Annotated in this window: 15 protein-coding genes; 7 read left to right on the forward strand and 8 right to left on the reverse strand. The window is 69.2% G+C overall.

Annotated elements, in window-relative coordinates; all coding sequences use genetic code 11:
• Window positions 1–123 precede the first annotated feature (123 nt).
• The 7 genes from J4H86_RS18550 to J4H86_RS18580 all read right to left on the reverse strand — a co-directional run bounded on the left by J4H86_RS18550 (window position 124) and on the right by J4H86_RS18580 (window position 11,073).
• Complete coding sequence (locus J4H86_RS18550) at window positions 124–1,428, reverse strand: ethanolamine utilization protein EutH (protein ID WP_236539092.1); 1,305 nt, start codon at window positions 1,426–1,428, stop codon at window positions 124–126.
• 27 nt (window positions 1,429–1,455) lie between these two features.
• Window positions 1,456–2,751, reverse strand: coding sequence for a D-arabinono-1,4-lactone oxidase (locus J4H86_RS18555; protein ID WP_236539093.1), 1,296 nt, complete (start codon window positions 2,749–2,751; stop codon window positions 1,456–1,458).
• A 652-nt stretch (window positions 2,752–3,403) separates the two neighbouring features.
• The gene (locus J4H86_RS18560) at window positions 3,404–4,123 is read right to left on the reverse strand and encodes a cache domain-containing protein (protein ID WP_236539095.1); all 720 of its coding nucleotides are present in this window, start codon (window positions 4,121–4,123) and stop codon (window positions 3,404–3,406) included.
• A complete protein-coding gene (locus tag J4H86_RS18565; protein WP_236539096.1) occupies window positions 4,110–4,922 on the reverse strand; it encodes a FadR/GntR family transcriptional regulator in 813 nt (270 codons plus the stop codon). The genes J4H86_RS18560 and J4H86_RS18565 overlap by 14 nt, the downstream gene beginning before the upstream one ends.
• A gap of 122 nt (window positions 4,923–5,044) precedes the next feature.
• Window positions 5,045–7,891: a hypothetical protein gene (locus tag J4H86_RS18570; protein ID WP_236539098.1), complete on the reverse strand. Its 2,847-nt coding sequence runs from the start codon at window positions 7,889–7,891 to the stop codon at window positions 5,045–5,047.
• Between the two features lie 133 nt (window positions 7,892–8,024).
• A complete protein-coding gene (locus J4H86_RS18575) occupies window positions 8,025–9,803 on the reverse strand; it encodes an HSP90 family protein (RefSeq protein ID WP_236539100.1) in 1,779 nt (592 codons plus the stop codon).
• A 34-nt stretch (window positions 9,804–9,837) separates the two neighbouring features.
• Entirely contained in the window at window positions 9,838–11,073 is a 1,236-nt protein-coding gene (locus J4H86_RS18580; RefSeq protein WP_236539101.1) for an MFS transporter, read from the reverse strand.
• Between the two features lie 133 nt (window positions 11,074–11,206).
• Between J4H86_RS18580 and J4H86_RS18585 the strand changes: the two genes are divergently transcribed.
• From J4H86_RS18585 to J4H86_RS18595, 3 genes are all read left to right on the forward strand, one after another.
• Window positions 11,207–12,151, forward strand: coding sequence for a LysR family transcriptional regulator (locus J4H86_RS18585; RefSeq protein ID WP_236539103.1), 945 nt, complete (start codon window positions 11,207–11,209; stop codon window positions 12,149–12,151).
• A 92-nt stretch (window positions 12,152–12,243) separates the two neighbouring features.
• A complete protein-coding gene (locus tag J4H86_RS18590; RefSeq protein WP_236539105.1) occupies window positions 12,244–12,483 on the forward strand; it encodes a hypothetical protein in 240 nt (79 codons plus the stop codon).
• 98 nt (window positions 12,484–12,581) lie between these two features.
• Window positions 12,582–12,806 carry a hypothetical protein gene (locus J4H86_RS18595; RefSeq protein WP_236539107.1) on the forward strand — a complete coding sequence of 75 codons (225 nt, stop codon included), beginning with the start codon at window positions 12,582–12,584 and terminating at the stop codon, window positions 12,804–12,806.
• Window positions 12,807–12,830: 24 nt separating this feature from the next.
• Here the strand turns inward: J4H86_RS18595 and J4H86_RS18600 are convergent, their stop codons facing one another.
• Complete coding sequence (locus J4H86_RS18600; RefSeq protein WP_236539109.1) at window positions 12,831–13,430, reverse strand: Uma2 family endonuclease; 600 nt, start codon at window positions 13,428–13,430, stop codon at window positions 12,831–12,833.
• Between the two features lie 205 nt (window positions 13,431–13,635).
• Here J4H86_RS18600 and J4H86_RS18605 point away from each other — a divergent pair, with 205 nt between their 5' ends.
• The 4 genes from J4H86_RS18605 (at window position 13,636) to J4H86_RS18620 (ending at window position 17,032) form a co-directional block, all read left to right on the forward strand.
• Window positions 13,636–14,790, forward strand: a complete 1,155-nt coding sequence (locus J4H86_RS18605; protein ID WP_236539110.1) for a DUF6745 domain-containing protein — start codon at window positions 13,636–13,638, stop codon at window positions 14,788–14,790.
• A 75-nt stretch (window positions 14,791–14,865) separates the two neighbouring features.
• Entirely contained in the window at window positions 14,866–15,339 is a 474-nt protein-coding gene (locus J4H86_RS18610) for a hypothetical protein (protein ID WP_236539113.1), read from the forward strand.
• Between the two features lie 634 nt (window positions 15,340–15,973).
• Entirely contained in the window at window positions 15,974–16,381 is a 408-nt protein-coding gene (locus J4H86_RS18615) for a GlcG/HbpS family heme-binding protein (RefSeq protein ID WP_236539114.1), read from the forward strand.
• 75 nt (window positions 16,382–16,456) lie between these two features.
• A complete protein-coding gene (locus J4H86_RS18620; RefSeq protein ID WP_236539115.1) occupies window positions 16,457–17,032 on the forward strand; it encodes a hypothetical protein in 576 nt (191 codons plus the stop codon).
• Window positions 17,033–17,097 lie beyond the last annotated feature (65 nt).

A 17,097-nucleotide genomic window follows, 5' to 3' on the forward strand; every position in this document is an offset into this window, starting at 1 on the left:
CGAGTCGCGGACTGCTGGATCAGTCCCGGGCGGAGTTTCTCGACCCGTCGTGAGGCGCTGCTATTCGATGGCGTACGAGAGTCCGGCCACGCCGCACTGTGGCGTGGCCGGACCGGGGTGGCGCTAGGACGAGACGCGGGGCTGGGGGGCCGGACTGCCGTCGTCCGTGGGCGACGCGTCGGCGGCGCGCCCGCCCGGGTCGTCGGTCCCGCTCGCTTCGGTGAGCTCGGCCTCCGCGGCGTCGCGGGCGGCGAGGACGCGGGCGTAGGGGAGGGCGAGCCACAGGGCGAGGAGGATACCGATGACGCCGCCGGCGAGCTTGCCGATGATGAACGCGCCCACCATGTTCGGCTGGAAGTTGGCCGCGAACGCGAGGTGGTCGCCGAAGGCGAACGCCGCGCACACGCCGAAGGCGATGGTCAGCACCTTGTCCCGGGCCGGCATCAGGTGGACGACCCGGAAGAGGGCGAGGATGTTCGCGGCGCCGGCGAGGAGGCCGGCAGCGCCCTGCTCGCTGAAGCCCAGGCGGCCGCCCACGATCCGCAGGGGCGTGGCCAGCCAGGTCCGGATCGCGTAGACCATCGGGAACGCTCCGGCGAGCATGACGCCGATGTAGCCCGCGACCTCCAGGGCGCGGAACTGGTCCTCCTCGTCGGCGATGAACGGCGCCAGCGGCCAGGCGCCGAAGACGTCGAAGACGCCGGTGAAGTACTGCACGACCGCCAGGGCCAACGCGATCTTGATGGCCGCGTCCAGGACCCGTCCGAAGACGATGAACGCCTTCACCATGAAGCCGGTGAGGAACCGCAGGCCCAGGGCGAGCAGGACGACGAAGATCGTGATTGGGACCAGGTTGGTCAGGATCTCCGTCATCGGCATGTCGAAGGGCCGGGTGGAGTCCGCCGTCGTCGAGATGTCCTCCCGTAGCGGCGTTCCCGTCGTCTGCAGCAGTAGCGCCATGATGAACACGGCGAACGGGATGGCGAGGAGACCCGCCATGACCCCCAGCGCCATGTACTTGTGGTCGCGTTCGCGCAGCATCGCGAGGCCGACCGGGATCGAGAAGATGATCGTCGATCCGGCGGTGAAACTCACGGCGAACGCCAGGATCCAGGCGCTGTGGCTGCCGGCGGTCTCGTAGGCCAACTGGAAGCCGCCCATGTCGCCGGCGATCAGCGTGGTCGCGGCCAGCGCGGGGTCGCTGTGGATCCAGGCGTAGACCGGGGCGACGTAGGTCGAGATGAGGTCGCTGAGGATCGGGATCAGGCACATGATGCCCGCGACCGGGAGGAAGATCGGGCCGATCGAGTAGATGCCTTCCTTGAACTCCTTTCCGATCCCGCTCTGGTCGTTGATCAGGGACATGACGGCGCCGGCTAAGAGGAACGCCATCATGACGTAGATGATGATCTGTCCGAAGGTTTCCATGAGGGGTCCGTTCCGAGGGGAGCCGCCTCAGGCGACGAGGGCGCGGGTGTGGTCGTTCAGGAACACACCGTTGGGGTCGAACTCCCGGCGGACGGCGACGAACTGGTCGAAGTCCGGGTAGAGCTCGGCGACACGGTCCCGGGTCAGGAAGTGGATCTTGCCCCAGTGCGCGCGTGCCTTGTACTCCCGCAGCAGGTTGTCCACATCGAGCAGGTAGGGCCAGTAGTTGGCGCCCGGCGCGCCGGAGACCGAGAGCACCGTGGTGTCGCGGTCCTGGAACGGGGACAGCAGTCCCTCGTCCCGCTTCACCCACCGAACCTCCAGCGGGTACTCCTGCTCGGGGTGCCGGGTGCGCATCAGGTCCTGCATCGCCTCGACGGCCTCCAGCGCGTGCCGCGAGTCCACGTAGTACTCGAGCTCGTGGAAGGGGATGCCGAAACCACCCGGGTAGATCCGATACGCGCGGTCCCGGCGCGCGCCCTTGGCCGTGGAGACCTCGGCGCCCTCGTCGGTCACGTCGACCTCGTTGTAGCGCTTGGTGTAGCTCCGGTTCACCATGGACTCCCCGGGCGGGGTGGGGAGTTCGTACAGCGCTCCGGAGTCCGGGTGGGGACACCAGAGGAATGAGTAGTGGCGGTTCTCCGCGATGTCGGTGGCCCAGTTGGCCCGGGTCTCCTCGAACGTGGGATAAGTGATCTTCTCCTGGAGGTAGTACCGCGGCACGACCTCGAGTTCGACCTCCAACAGGATCCCGAGCGTTCCGAGGGCCACCTGCGCGGCCCGAAGCTCCCGGACGTCCTTCTCCGTGACCTCGACGACCTCGCCGTGCCCGTTGAGGATCCGCGCCCAGCGCAGAGTGGAGGAGAAGCTACCGAAGTGGATCCCGGAGCCGTGGGTACCCGTCGACAGGGCGCCGGCGATCGACTGGTGGTCCACGTCACCCTGGTTGGCGAGGGACAGGCCGGCCTCCCACAGGGGCGGTCCGAACTCGCGGATCGCCGTCCCCCCGAGGGCGCGGACGCGTCGCTTCGCGGGGTCCGTCCCGGTCACGGCGCTCACGTGCGCCATGTCGATGAGTACGCCGCCGGTCTGCACGACAGGGGTGAAGGAGTGGCCGGCTCCCAACGCCCGGACGGGGTAGCCCTCGCGGATCGCGAAGCGGACGGTGTCGATCACCTCCTGCTCGGTGCGCGGGCGGACGGTGTAGGCCGGCGTCGCCGACTGGTTACCACCCCAGTTGGTCCACTGCTGGTGCAGTGTGTGGTCGATCGCGGAGAGAGAGCTGCTTCCCTTGGGGGACGGGTTGCTGGGCTCCGAAGACATGAAAGAGAACTCCGTTCGACGGGAATCTGTTCGGGGCCGTCGCGTGCCCGTGGGCACGTGCGCGGCCCGACTCGTCCTACGGGCGCGTGTAGTGGGGACGTGGCCCACGCCTCGTCAGCGAGCGCGCGGACGCCGGGTGCGATCGCCTGGTCGGGGACGTCGGAGACGCGGCGACACTGCCGCGGACCGATCACGTCCACCTGGACAGGAGCCCACACCGAGGTCTCGGCCGTCGGGTCGACTCCGGGTCCCGAACCGCGCGTCTCGACAACGATCCGCGGATCCGGTCCGCCAATCGGTGGGCGCGGACACGACCGGGAGAAGGCCCTCCCGGCACGGTCGACGCACCGACTGGGGCGTGGTCATCTGCTTTCCGTTCCGTCCATGGTGCGAGTCGGCGAGGCGCTGGCGCCGCGTTCCCAATGGCCCGTGCGTAAATCAGTTGCAATTTAAGATTTAGTCTTAGTATGTTTTTGTTGTATTACGAGAATGTCACTGTTTGGATACGCAAAGCGCAACGCGTTGCGTGGAAATGGCGACAACGCAGGTCACAGTTCCGGAGTTGTGGGCGCCGTCTGTGAATGGATCACGAAAACGCGTTGGGCGCATGGCCGTGCCGGATCGGTGACGCGGCGTCCCGCGGCGATACCTGTCAGCCGGCGGCGAGAAGTCCCACCCGCCACGGCAGACGGCGTGGCTCCGCCGACGGCACCGCGACGAACCGGGTGCGGGTCGCGACCGGGACGGGAAGCAACGAGCCCGCGAAGTGCCGAGCGCTCGTGGAGGCGACCACCCGCCCGTGCTCGTTGACCAGGACGGCCGCGGGTGCGTGCGGCCCGAGGGCACCACGGAACACGCTCTCGAGTTGGTCTAGTCGGAGGTCCGCGGCGACGACACAGGTGCCCCGGCGCGTGACGGTGGGAACCCCGATGGTGACGATGTTGCGGTCGGTCCCGCCGCTGTCGAGATACGGGCCCACCGAGGTGGTGGAACCGCGCGAGGCGGGGACCGCGAACCACGGCATCGCCGTGTAGTCGTAGTACCGGACCGACCCGGGGTCGAACACGTGGCGCGCGAACTCGAGCTCACCCGACCCGCCGACCCGCCACCACTGCAGCCACGTGTACGCGTCACGCAGGGCGCCCAGCGCGAAGGCCACCCCCGCCCCGTCGATCGTTCCGGCCTGTCGACGAACCAGGTCCATGAGGGCGACATCCAGCGACGCGAGGTCACCGCGCCCCACCGACGCCGACTCCAACACCGCGCTGAGAACCGGAGCGACGGCCTGGAGGTCGTCGAACACCCGGTCCAGACGCGTCGCAACGCGTTCGGCCGTCACCTGAGCCCGCCGGGCTGGTTCAGCAGCGGGCATGGTCGCTCCAGCGGTCGTCGGTGAGTGCCAGGAAGTGCTCGATGACCTCCTGGGACTCCCGTTCGTAGTGCAGGCCGCAGAGCCGACCCGCCGTGTCCGGGTCCTGCCGGGAGATCGCCTCGAGGATGGCGAAGTGTTCCTCGGCGGACTTCCGGGCGCTGTGGGGGACGTCGTCGTCGCCGAGCCACATGACCTCGGCCAGCTCACCGTGGATCTGAAGCGTCGCGTTGGTCAGTCGCTCGGAGTGGCAGGCCACGCTCACGGCGATGTGGAACCGACCGTCCAGGCGGCGAAGGCCCTCGGCGTCCGGTGCGTCGCGGAACTCCTCGGCGATGATCCGGGCACGCCGCAGGTCGTCGGCGTCGGCACGCGTCGCCGCCCGCCGACCCACACCCTCGGCGATGGTCGCGGCGAGGTCCCCCAGCTCGCGCAGCTCCTGGCTCGTGCGGCGCGCGAGCTGGTCGAGCAGGTGGGCGCGAGCGACGGGTGGCCGGCGCTGGACGTAGCTACCGCCGCCACGTCCCCGCTTGGTCGCGATGAACCCCCGCGCCCGCAGTTCGGCCAGCGACTGACGCAGCGTGATGGAGGAGACGCCGAGGCGTTCCGCGAGCAGGCTCTCGGTGGGGAGCTTGTCGCCCTGGTTGAGCACGCCGACGGCGATCGCGCGCTCGAGCTGCCGGGTGATCCGGTCCGCCCTGCTCGGAGCGGCCGGTTCACCACCCAACATCTGCGCGATCATACCGACCGTCGCCATGGAGACCGCCGGGTCGCGCCACGACGACTCGTCCTTATTTCCCACGAAGCAAGGGTAACAGGGCGTTTTGGTCGGCTTTCTTGGTCAGGCGTCGACTGAGTTAACGCGGATAAACGCGGCGACTTTTGGTTGGTTCTGCTGGGAATTGAATGTCGGATGTTTTGGTTCTATGCCGAGGAATCGTTCGGGGAGTCGGTGTCGCTCGTCAGCTCGGCGCGGATCTCGTCCGCGTCCTGCCGGACCCGCGGATCCTCGGGGGCGTCCCCCAGCGCACGCTGGATCGCGTCCTCGGCGTCGGTGGGACGCCCGAGTCCACGGGACAAGATTCGGGCGGCCATGAGTTCGCTGTGCGCCGCCGGAAGGTTGGCGTCGAGTTCGCGAAAGCGCTTCGCCGCTTCGTGGGAGTACTCGGTTGCCGCCTCGAGTTCTCCGAGGTTGGCGTAAATCGTGGCGGCCGTCCGTAGCCGTTGGGCCGTGAGTTCTGTACTGGTCCGCGACTCGTCGTCGCTCTCGGTGGGAAGGGAGTCGGTCATCTCCCGCGCCTGGTCCAGCACAGTGAGGGCGGTGTCGTTGTCCCCGGAGTAATGCGACGCGGAGGCTCGCTGGATGAGACACGGAATCGCCTGGTCCGCCAAGTCCGCCGTGGTGTAGGCGTCCGCCGCCAACTGGAACCTCTCCGCCGCTGGGGCGTCGGCGTCCGCGCGGTAGAGAATCCGGGCCGCCATGGTCTGGATCACGCCGGTCCGGGCAGGGGCATGCGGGATCTCCAACATCTCGTCGAGTCGGCGGAGCGCGTCGGCTGGCCTGCCCAGCGCCTCGTGGGCTGTGGCGAGCAACCAGCGGCCCGCGAGGCGGTTCTCGACCTCACCATCCGTTCGGTCGGCCGCGACGACGACCTCCTCCGCGGTCTCCGCCGTCTCCAACCACCGCCCCGTCCGCGCGTAGGCGTCCGCCAGCAGTCGTCGGTTCGCCTCGGCCATGGGACTACCTAGGGCGGTGAACATCGCGACGCCTTCCACGAGTTCGGGAATCGCCTCGTCGAACTGGCCGGTCGAGAGCAGGAGTTCGCCGCGGAGGGATCGGGCGGTGGCCGCGAGTCGGGTTCCCGGACCGGCGAGGGTCGCCGCCTGGAGGAGGTCGTCCAGCCCTCGCTCCATGTCGCCGGCCTGATGCCGGAACTGGCCGAGGCGGAAGAGAGCGTCGGCCTCTACCAAGGGGGCGCCCAGACGCCTCGCCCGCTCGTGGGTGCGTTCGACGAGGTCCAGCCCCGCGGTGAGATCGCCGGCTCGGACGGTCAGCGACGCACGGTCGCCCAACGCGAGTACCTGGAGCACGTCGGTGCGCGCGGCGTCGTCGCCCCGTGTGAGCGCCTTCTCCGCCTGGTTCACGGCGTCCAAGGCCGCCTCGAACTCCCCATCGGTCTCGCGGTAGTCGGCGAGGGTGAGCAGGGCGCGCGCCTCGTCATAGGGGGCGTCCGAGGCTCGGAGGAACTCCAGGGTGTCCTCCAGTATCGCTCGCCCCGCCTCGCGGTGCTCCTCGACGCCCAACATGGCGCTCGCCAGGGAGACGCGACAGGCGCGAGCCCGACGCTGTTCCCCCAGTCGGTCGAGGGTCTCGACCGCCCCTTGAAGGAGCTCGATCCGGCTCACCGTGTCCCTGTCACTCGCGCACCGGACCACGTCGCGCCGCGCCGCGAAGAGTTCATCGGTTTCGGGCTGGAGAGCGTCGAGGTGCGCCAGGAGGAGGGGGAGACGGGAGAAGTCGTAGAGCTGGGCCGCACGCTCCGCCTCGGCCAGCGTCTCCTCCGCCGACTCCGGGAGGGAGGGCGGCTGGGACTCATCCGGACGAGCGGACTCCTCCTCACGGATTCGGCGTGTGCGCAGCGCGACGCTGTTGAGTGGGAGTGAGTCGAGCAGCGGCTGGGCGTCCAGGCGGGCCCGCGTCCACTCGGTCGTGGCGGTGATCCCGTTGAGCTCGTCCACGTCGCGGGCGAACCGGAGACTGTCGGCGACGTAGTGCGCGTGGAGCTCGGTGAAGGTCCAGCTTCCCGTCTCTCGGTGCTCTGGGTCCGGGTTCAGGCTGAACGTCTCCTCACCGCGCCCGAGGTCGACCATGCGCCGGCACACCAGGGCCATGGCGCACGCCATGCGGAGCTCGTCGTAGTTGGCGCTCGGAAGTCCGTCCTCGATGAGCCGGCCCATGATCTGCAGACCGCGTTCGTCATTGCCCGTCAAGACGCAGAACTCCATGTTGCGCGCCATGTCGGGCTCGATGCCGTTGCTCTGCCAGGACTGGCGGTGGATCTCCACCGCCTCCTCCAGGCGACCCAGCCGCACGAGTGGCAGCAGCAGGCAGGCCAGTCGACCGCGGGGGTCAACCTCGCCGTCCCCCGAGCGGATCGGGACCTGTCCGCTCAGAAGCGGTTCGGCCGCGTCGACGGCGTCCTGGTCCCTCTCGAGTTCGGCCAGGTAGACCACCATGTCCAGGACCGTGGCGCTGTGGTTCACGTAGGGCGGCGGGTCGAGGGGCCTCAGCCGGCCGAGCGCGGCGTCGGCCGCGACCGTGTCGCCGGCCCGGGACTCCAGTTGCAGGCGGACCAGTTCGATGGTGTGGAGATCGTCGCGGTCGGGCCGCGCGCGGGTCTCCATGTCGTCGAGGATTCCCCGGAGCCGATCCATGGGGAAGGTGGGGGCGTCCTTCATCGCGATGCCGACCAGGCCCAGGCCGGCCCAGAAGTCGTCCAGGCGCTCGTTCGTGAACAGCTCCGGACGCTGGTCGTAGATGGTGAGACACCGCGCGAACGCCGTGATCACCTCGTCCACCGACTCCTTGCGGGCGATGGGGACACCCAGGGTGTAGACGAGTTCGAGCCGGATGTCGAGAAGTGGTTCCACGAGCTCCGCGGACTCGGCCTCCTCGGCGAGTTCCCGGATCGTCGCGGCGCGGACGGTTCCCGGAGGAAGCCGCCGGGCGTCGGCCAGCCGTTGGTACAGCTCGGCTTGGGTCGTGTGCATGGGGGAAGCCCTTCGGGGTTGGGGAGTGGCGACGACTCCGGTGAGCCGAGTTCGGAAGAAGGCGGGCGCACGGAGGCGTCCGGGGACCTGGGAGGGCGCCGGACGACCGCGACGCGGACTGTGACTGGACCCGTCAGCGGTGCAGCGCGTAGTCCAGTAGGGACAGGAAGGAGCGGTTCGTCGACGCGGTGTCCGCCGGCGTCATGGGGTGGCGCCCCGCCAACAGGGCCTGGCTGTACAACGCCTCCGCGCCCGCCTCGGCGAGTTCGGCGTCGTCGATCGTCACCAGCCGGCGAACTGTCGGGTTGCGGTAGTTGAACACCAGCACCGGTCGGGCCTCCGCCGGGGCAGCGTCCATGGAGCCGAGGAGGTCCGCCCACGCGCCCTTGGCCTCCCGCGCCGCGACGGTCCGGTCGGTGTGCGCCCGCCACGCGTCGCTCTTCAGGTAGAGGGAGGGAAGGCTCGGCGGATCGAACGCACGCACGTCGGGCACGCACCCGAGAGCTTCCAGTGCCGGACCCGCCGCCGCGCAGAAGCGGGACACCGCGGCGTCGCTCGCTGGGTCCACGGGGTCGAACCGGGTGGCCAGCACCGTCGGGTCCAGCTGTTCGACCCGCAGGGACGGATCCAAGCGAGGGAGGCGTTCCAGTAGTTCGCTGACGAGGCTGTACCCGCCGTTGACCAGCCCGACCCCCTGAGCGGCGGCGACCGCGGAGAACCGGCGGAACTCGTCCACCGTGGTGGTGTGGACGATGCGGCCATGGCGACGACGAAACTCCGTCATCGTCATCCAACCGTCACTGGTCTCCTGCTCCAGCCACTGGTCGACGAGGCGCAGCATGTCGTCGTCGTGCAGGGCGAGGGACTGCACGCCACGCCCGTGGACCCGGAGGAACTCCGAGAGCCGCGTCGGCGACGTGGTCGCCAGCCCGGTCATCCAGTCCTTGAGCTGTGTCCCCAGCGCCTCCCGGGCGCTCTCCAGGAGTTCGTCGTCGTAGAGCTGTTCCCGGCTCGCGGTAGGACGAAGCTCCTCGGTGTTGACGACACCGCGGGCGAAGAACGCCCACTCCGGCAGGAGCCGCTCCACCCGGTCGCCGATCAGCATGCGCTTGAGGTAGACGCGGTGGCTCGGCCGCTCGGTGGGGTGCGTCGGCGTGGGCAGCACGAAGGCCACACCCGAGAGCCCCGCCTCGGGGACGTTGAGGTCGATGACGTCGAACGGGGCGGTACCGAGGATCCGCTGGCCGTACCGCAGGAGCCGTTCACGGCGCGCCGGTTCGGTGGAGTCCCGGGCCCACGGGGTGTCCGCCGCGTTCACCCGCTCGTGCCCGACCCAGACGTCGAAGGGAAGCAGGCCGCCGTAGTGCTCGGCGAGTTCCCGCACCGTCGCCGGGGCGAACCAGTGTGACGCCCCGGCACGTGGTGACAGGGTCACCGTCGTGCCGGGCTCCGAACGCGGGCTGGTCGTCTCCACGACGTAGTGGCCACCCGCGTTACCCCGCCACACCACGGTGTCGCTGTCCGGTTCGGCGGAGCGGGTGACCACTTCGATGTCGTCGGCGACCATGAAGCAGGACAGCAGCCCGATGCCGAACTGCCCGAGGAAGTCGTGCCGAGCGAAGCCGAGGTCGTCTCGTTTGGAGGAACGCCCGATCGTGGCGAGGAACTCGTGCACCTGGGGTTCGGTGAGTCCGACCCCCGTGTCGTGGATGCGGAGAGTCCCGTCCCCGGTGACGTTCGGAGCCTCGATGAGGATTCGTCCCCGCGCGGCACTGTCGATGGACTGGCGCTGGGTGATTGCGTCGACCGAGTTCTGGAGGACCTCACGCATGAAGACCCGGGGACTCGTGTACAGATTATGGCTCAGCAGGTCGACGATTCCCCGAAGGTCGACATGAAACGTGTGCCGCATTTCCGGGACATTACCAAAGGCACGAGCGTCCTCTTCAGGGCTTTTCCGCCGGAACGGTGGCCGCTTCGGGCCGTTGTGTGCGTGGTGCGCGCCCGAGGAGCGCGACCAACAGTCCCGCCAGGGCCAGCACGGTCGCCGTCCCCAGCGCGGCGGTGGCGCCGAAGCCGTCGACCGCGACTCCACCCGTCGTCGCGCCCAGGGCGATGCTGAGGTTGAAGACCCCGACCCCCAGGGACGACACCGTTTCGCGTGCGCCGGGGGCCGACGCCATCATCCAGGCCTGCACAGTGACCGAGGCCCCGCCGTAGGCCAGGCCCCACAGCACCAGCACCGCGCCCGCGCTCGTGGCGGTCGAGGCCAGGAACGGCATGAGGAGCGTGGACGTTCCCAAAGCCACGAGGATCACGCTGACCGTCGCGCGGGGCGCCCGCACGGCGCGTGGCCCGGCGACGAAGTTCCCGACAGCGCCGGCGATCCCGTACACGAGCAGGAGTGTGCCGATGAGGCTGGGGCCGGCATCCGCGTAGAGCTCCAGCGCGGGCCGCACATAGGTGTACGCGGCGAAGTGACCACCCACCAGGAGCACGATGATCGACAGGCCCGTGATCACCCGTGGGTTCCGCAGCAACCGCGACATTCCGGTCAGCCCGCCGTTCTGTTCGACCGGAAGCCGTGGGAGCGAGACGAGCAGTGCGATGGCGACGAGCAGCCCGACCGCTCCGATGACCAGGAAAGCGGTGCGCCACCCGGCCTGCGCCCCGAGGAAGGTGCCCAGCGGAACGCCGAGTACGGAGGCGAAGGCGACGCCGCTGAAGATCGTGGCCGTCGCGGAGCCGATCGACCGGCCGGCGACCAGACGCGGGGCCAGCCCCGCCGCGATCGCCCAGACGCCGCCCATCGCGACGCCGAGCAGGACGCGGGCGACGACGACCACGCTGAACGTTGGGGCCCAGGCGGTAATGGCGTTGGCCACGAACAGCAGGACCATCAGGGCGGCGAGGAGGTTCCTGCGGTCAACGGATCGGGCGAGCAGCGGAACGCCGGGCGCGGAGACCGCCGCGACGACGCCGGTGATGGTGAGAGTTTGTCCGATGGTGCCTTCGGTGGTCTCCAGGGAGGACGCCATGGGGGTGAGCAGCCCGACCGGCATCATCTCCGAGGTCACGACGAGGAAGGTGCCCACAGACACCACGATGATGGCGAGCCACGCGCGTGCGGGCGACAGGACGGTGGGCGACGACAGGGTCGCGTGTTGCTTGGCGGAGTTCATGGGAGCCACTCAACGTGTGCCGACACGACGGAACAACGGCGAAGTGCTTATGCGTCGATGAGGTAGGCTCATCGACGCAGGTCACAGGGCTTTCGTTTCGGGTTGAGTCACGGTTGTGACGAAAGGAGCCGGTATGCGGGGGCTGGAGATTCGGGAGTTGGAGTGCTTCCTCGTTCTCGCCGAGGAACTGCACTTCGGCCGAGCGGGGGTGCGTCTGCGCGTCTCCCAGGGGCGTGTGAGTCAGATGCTGGGCCAGTTGGAACGACGGATGGGCGTGCGACTCATCGACAGAACGAGCCGACGCGTTCGCCTCACCCCGTTCGGTGGGGAGTTCCTCGCCTCTCTCCGCCCCGCGTACGACCACTTGGACGCGGTGGTCACCGATGCCCAGAGTGCGGCGCGCGGTGTCCGGTCCCGCCTTCGCCTGGGGTTCCAGGGGGCGATTCTCGAGCCCGTGACCAGTGCGATGGAGAAGTTCCGGCGTACCAGTCCCGAGTGCCAGGTGGAGATCGTCGAACTGCCCTACTCGGACCCCTTCGGAGCGCTGCGACGCCGGGAGGTGGACGCGGCCGTCGTCCTGCTTCCGGTCCAGGAGGACGACCTCACGGTGGGGGTCTCCTTCTCCGAACAGCCGCAGACCCTGGCGGTATCCACACGTCACCCCTTCGCCCGTCTCGCCGAGGTGTCCGCCGAGGACCTCACCCGTACCAGCCTGGTGGAGATCGCGGGACCCGCGCCCCGTTACTGGACCCGGGTGCAGGCCCCCCACCAGACGCCGTCCGGCCGGGCCATCCCGCACGGCGACACCGCGCGCACGTTCCAGGAGGCGCTGAGCCTGATCGCCGCCGACCGAGGAGCGATGCTCATGTGCGCCAGCACCGCGGCCCTCCACTCTCGCCCCGACATCGTGAACGTCCCCGTCACCGGCCTCGATCCCTCGATCCTGGGCCTGGCCTGGCCCGAGGGCAACACCACGTCCCCGGTCCGGGAGTTCGCCGCCGCGCTCGCCACGTGTGCCCGACGGGCGACCCCGGGCGACGACGATCGCGTCGCCCCACGCGCCCCTGTGGCCTCCTGACGACGGGGCCGAGGAACCAAGTCCGGTTTGCGTGGTTCAGGGCACGGGCACGGGTTGGGCCTAGGGTGACGCCGCGTCACATGGAGGTACCCATGGCTACGTGTGAAGTCTGCGGAAACGAGTACCTGCGCGCGTTCGAGGTACACATGGCGGGAAGGGTCCACACCTTCGACAGTTTCGAGTGCGCGATCCAGAAGCTCGCACCGACCTGCGGGAACTGTGGCTGTCGGGTGATCGGACACGGTATCGAAGCCGGAATGGACGTCTTCTGCTGTGCCCACTGCGCCGGTGTCGCCGGCCACGCGGACGCGCGGGATCACCTCACCGTCTGAGGTGAGGCTCCGCTCTCCACTGCTGACAGGGATCTCTGTCAGCCAGGTGAGGTTGGCCGACCCCCGAACCGACCAAGACCACAGTGGAGGTGCGAACCATGTCTGCCACGCCTGAACCACCGGCCCTCGTCCCGGTGGCGACATTCTGTGGAAAGTGCGACTGCGGCTGCCCACAACTGTGGATCGACCCAGCCGCCGAACCGGAGAAACGTGTCGTCCTCACCGACGACTTCGGCCAACGAATCCAAATGAGCGCCGACCAACTGGCCGACCTCGTCGAACAAGCCCGAACCGGAGCCTTTGAGGGGGTCGCCGGCCGGTGACCAGGCCCGGGGGCTCAACGCTCGTCAGCGACGGTTCGCCCGCGTGAGGTCGATGTCCACAGGGAACGGCGTGGTCAGCAGCAGTCGCTGATGATGGATCCCGGTCAGGTGGTAGGAGCGGGTCGAGGGGTCCAGTTCGTAGGTGAACACGGCAGGGCCGTCGTCGCCCTGCTCGACCCGCCAGAAGTGGGGGATCCCCGCCTCCGCGTAGAGGTGCGGCTTCCGCTTGCGGTCCCGCTCTTCGGATTCCGGGGAGACCACCTCGGCCACCAGACGTACAACATGTGGTGGGTAGGAGGTCTCCGACCCGGTGGGGTCGGTCTCGAAAGAGGCCTCGACCACAAGGATGTCGGGCTCGGGGCGTTGCTTGGGCCCCAGAGTCACGGTCATCCCTCGCCGCACACGTAGGTCCTCAGGGGCTGCGACGTTCAAGCCATGCTCCAGCACGTACAAGGTCAGTGAGTGCGCGAGCCTCTGTGGCCCCACCAGGACGAGGGTGCCGTCGATCAGTTCGCTGTGGGGAGGAAGCCCGGGAAGACGGTCAAGATCATCGGAGGTGGAGCCGTCGGTCGGAGGCATCGGCCACCGGTACTCCTCGTCGAACAGCGGGGATCGCGCACACATCGTCCACGTCCTGGGGGCAGTAGGGGCGGTGCCGAGTGTCGGTGCGATCGACACCCTAGCGTCATGGCTCAGCCGCCGTGCTCGGGCGGAATCCCTTGCACCGGGAGTGCTGCTGAGGTACAAAAGTTGCCATGAGTGACTGGAAAGGCGGCCCTGCCGCTGCCCGATGACGGGCCCGCGCGGGGCGGAGATCCCGCGTACTGATTTGAGTCCCCAAAGCCCCCAGCAGGCTGCCCAGGAGATCCGCGACGAGTGGGTGCGGTGGGCGCTGTGCACCGAACCGGCCGATCGGGTGACGGCCAAAGCCGCGATCGAGGCGATCTACGCCTCCGTAGGTGCGAAACCACCCCGAATTCACTGGGTCGACTCCCCGCGTGGACTGTTACACCTCGATGTGGACATTCCCGCACCCCCACCCTTGCGGTACGCGCCGGAACGGATGTGTGGGAGCGACTGGGCGACGCCGAACCGCGTCGCCGACCGGATGTTCGCGCTACGCCACCGGCTGGACGCGAGAACCGGGCAGTCCCTCGTGCCCGCCTGGGGGCGTCGTCAAGGCGGGCCTCGGTCCGCGACGGAGTCCGCCGCGGAGGCGGCGGCCCGCTCGGTCCAACGGGTGGTCCACGACGCGGTGAAGGCGCCGTTGCGCACCGCGTTCACCACCCTGGTCGGGGCGGGCGAGGGCGTGAGCTTCGCGGGACAGCACGAGGCGCCGTGGCTCGCCCGGATCGACCTCTGGCGTCGGCTCGGACTGCTCACCCTCAACCGCGCGGACGCCGAGGAACTCGCCCCGTGGATCGCCCTCGCGCGCTCCTGCGGCTGGTGGTGGCCCCGGGAGAACTTCTGTGTGGTGGCGGAACGACCAACGGCGATCCGCCACGAGGTCGTGCCGCCCGCCGAGCAGGGGGACATCCGGCTGCACGACACTGACCATCCGGCGGTCGAGTACCGGGACGGGTGGGGGATCCACGTCGTGCACGGCACACTCGTGCCCGCCTGGGTGCTCCAAGAGCCCACGGTCGAGCGGATCGCGGCCGAACGCAACGTGGAGGTGCGGCGGACCGCGATCGAGCGTGTCGGCTGGCCCACGTATATCAGTCAGGCGGGGCTGTGTCGTGTCGCGGTGGCGCCCGATCCCGGAAACCCCGGGGCGGAGCTCCAGCTCTACGACGTCCCCCCAGACGCCCGCTTCCCACCGTCGCGCCTGCTGCTGGTCCGCAACGGTTCCCTCGAACGTGACGGGCGGCGTCGGAACTATGGAATCAGTGTCCCGGACGGGATCGACGACCCCCTGGCCGCGGCCGGCTGGACCTACGGACTGACCGGCTCCCAGTACGCGCGGCTCGTCCGCCGCACCTGAACATCCCCGATCCCGCGCTCGGGGTGAACACTTCCCCCTCACCCATCCTCACGACGACATCCCACGGTGATGCGCATGAGCAAGACACTGTCCGACCTCACCCGACTGAGCGGTGTACAGGTCCTGGACCACCTGGAACAAGAGGTGGCCGTCCCTGTCATCGCCGACCTCCAAGCTCAGGGGGACCTGATCGTGATTCCCCACGACCTCGTGCGCGACGACGTCGTGCTCCCCCCGGACCACGGCTGGCGCGACGTTCCACCCGAGGGGCTGGACCTGCTGCGCAGCGCCGCGGGCGGGAACCCGCACTGTTTGGTCGCCGAGCCAGGCACGTGCCGCTGGGTCACCCACATCCGCGACGGCTCTGGTCTCTCCCTCGGCGCGCTCACGACGACGCGCCCCGCCTACCTCATCCACCCAGAGCACGGCGGTAGCGGACTCGCTCCTGGCACCTATGTCGTGCGTCGACAGCGGGAGGGGACCGGCGACGTCCGACTCCCGCGCAGCTTCAACCGTCGTCGCCTCGGGGCGCGCCTCGTCGCGGACTGAGCGGACTGACCGGCGGATCCGTGGGGGCGCGGAGCTTCTCGGTGTGGTTCTCCGACGGCAGCGCGCGAACTGGTGCACGGGGGCCGGCGGTGTCCCAGGTTCACGTTCCGTGGACCGGACGGGGGGTCGCCCGAAGCTCTCTCAAGGAGAGAGCTTCGGGCGATCCAGCGGGCAGTACAAGGCGGCGAACGACGACGGAAGCAACGAAACCGAAGGCGGCGGTGTGGGGCCGGCTCAGGCGCCGGCTCCCTTCCGCGTCATGGAGGCGCACCACCACGCCGGGGTACGTTCGGCCACGTTCGCGTGCCACGTCCTTGGCTCCCGTGTGGTCATGCCTGGGAGGATCGCCCCAGGTACCGATCAGAGTGAACAACGACCGACGGAGCCACCGAACGCCAGGCGTCCCCATGGCTGGCGACCGCGTCATGCGCGAGAAAGCCTCACCTGGGGATGGTCCGCCCACGAGTCTCGTTGACGATGCCGGTACGCGCCACGTCCGGGACCGTGGACACACCGCGCCCCCCGCGCCGCGGGTCGGGCCGCCGCCGAATCATCCATGGACACGCCCACTGTTTGCCCACCTCAGAGCCGTTTCTCCCCCGAGAATGGGGCCACACAGGATTGAGGGGGAACCATGGGTGTGACGCTGGCGCAGGCACGTCGGATCATTGACGCGGGGGAGACCAAGGCACGCGACATCGGCCAGCCGATGAACGTCGCGGTGGTCGACGCGGGAGGCAACCTGGTCGCGCACGCGCGAATGGACGGCGCGTGGATCGGCAGCATCGACATCTCCATCAACAAGGCGTTCACCTCGCGGGCGTTCGACATCGCGACCAAGGACCTCGCCGAGCACTCGCAGAGCGGCGGCCAGTTCTTCGGGATCCACGCGTCGAACCACGGTCGGGTGATGATCTTCGCGGGTGGGGTGCCGCTGCGGGACGGTTCCGGCGCGGTCGTCGGCGCTGTCGGGGTGAGTGGAGGCACCGGGGAACAGGACCAGGCCGTGGCGGATGCCGCCGCGCGCGTCTTCACCGGCTGACGTGGGATGACACGGAACCCCGGCTTGCTGTGATTATGTCGTCACGCTGAGTTGTTTTCCCCTACGGTGGGACTGATGAGTACATCAGACGAGGACGCCAACGAGCCCGGCAACAGGGGTGTCCCAGACGCAGACACGACGGAGTCCGACGCCGCCACCGGAGACGCGCGGTCGGGCGGCACGCCAACCGGCGAGAACGGCGACGTGGACGGCACCGCTGAGGACGCCGGAGTCGGCGCCGACACCGACTCCGACACCGACTCCGGGGCCGGGGTCGGCGCGGCCGCGCTGCCGCCTCCGGGGCGGTCCACCCTCGCCGAGGCCTGCACCGCCATCGGGCTGCTCCTGCTCGCCGCGCTGTTTTTCGGCGCGCAGCCCATACAACTGCTGGCGGAGCTGGTGGGACAGCAGGGCGGGTCGCAGCTCGCGGTGGTGAACAACCTGGTGCTGGGCAACGGGCTGCTGGCGGCGCTCGCGGCGGTGTTCGGCGTGGTCGCTCTGGCGACCCGTAGGGCGACCACGGCCCCCTGGGTGTCCTGGGCCGCGACCGCGCTTGTGGTGGTCGGAGTGTTGTTCCTGGTGGTGTCGTTCGTCAGCTTCCCGCTCGTGCCGACCGAGCAGGCTCCGGTGGTTCCCCCGATCCAGCAGTAGGTGTGGCGGGGCCCGGCCGGGCCACTACTCTCGCAGGAGCACAGCGGGCGACTGACGGAGAGATG

The organism is Spiractinospora alimapuensis (assembly GCF_018437505.1).
Classification (GTDB): Bacteria; Actinomycetota; Actinomycetes; order Streptosporangiales; family Streptosporangiaceae; genus Spiractinospora; species Spiractinospora alimapuensis.

What these genes read in the sequence shown, in the direction of transcription:
- J4H86_RS18550 (WP_236539092.1), bottom strand. Translation starts at nt 1,428, where the DNA reads ATGGAAACCTTCGGACAGATCATCATCTACGTCATGATGGCGTTCCTC.
- J4H86_RS18555 (WP_236539093.1), bottom strand. Translation starts at nt 2,751, where the DNA reads ATGTCTTCGGAGCCCAGCAACCCGTCCCCCAAGGGAAGCAGCTCTCTC.
- J4H86_RS18560 (WP_236539095.1), bottom strand. Translation starts at nt 4,123, where the DNA reads ATGCCCGCTGCTGAACCAGCCCGGCGGGCTCAGGTGACGGCCGAACGC.
- J4H86_RS18570 (WP_236539098.1), bottom strand. Translation starts at nt 7,891, where the DNA reads ATGCACACGACCCAAGCCGAGCTGTACCAACGGCTGGCCGACGCCCGG.
- J4H86_RS18575 (WP_236539100.1), bottom strand. Translation starts at nt 9,803, where the DNA reads ATGCGGCACACGTTTCATGTCGACCTTCGGGGAATCGTCGACCTGCTG.
- J4H86_RS18580 (WP_236539101.1), bottom strand. Translation starts at nt 11,073, where the DNA reads ATGAACTCCGCCAAGCAACACGCGACCCTGTCGTCGCCCACCGTCCTG.
- J4H86_RS18585 (WP_236539103.1), top strand. Translation starts at nt 11,207, where the DNA reads ATGCGGGGGCTGGAGATTCGGGAGTTGGAGTGCTTCCTCGTTCTCGCC.
- J4H86_RS18590 (WP_236539105.1), top strand. Translation starts at nt 12,244, where the DNA reads ATGGCTACGTGTGAAGTCTGCGGAAACGAGTACCTGCGCGCGTTCGAG.
- J4H86_RS18595 (WP_236539107.1), top strand. Translation starts at nt 12,582, where the DNA reads ATGTCTGCCACGCCTGAACCACCGGCCCTCGTCCCGGTGGCGACATTC.
- J4H86_RS18600 (WP_236539109.1), bottom strand. Translation starts at nt 13,430, where the DNA reads ATGTGTGCGCGATCCCCGCTGTTCGACGAGGAGTACCGGTGGCCGATG.
- J4H86_RS18610 (WP_236539113.1), top strand. Translation starts at nt 14,866, where the DNA reads ATGAGCAAGACACTGTCCGACCTCACCCGACTGAGCGGTGTACAGGTC.
- J4H86_RS18615 (WP_236539114.1), top strand. Translation starts at nt 15,974, where the DNA reads ATGGGTGTGACGCTGGCGCAGGCACGTCGGATCATTGACGCGGGGGAG.
- J4H86_RS18620 (WP_236539115.1), top strand. Translation starts at nt 16,457, where the DNA reads ATGAGTACATCAGACGAGGACGCCAACGAGCCCGGCAACAGGGGTGTC.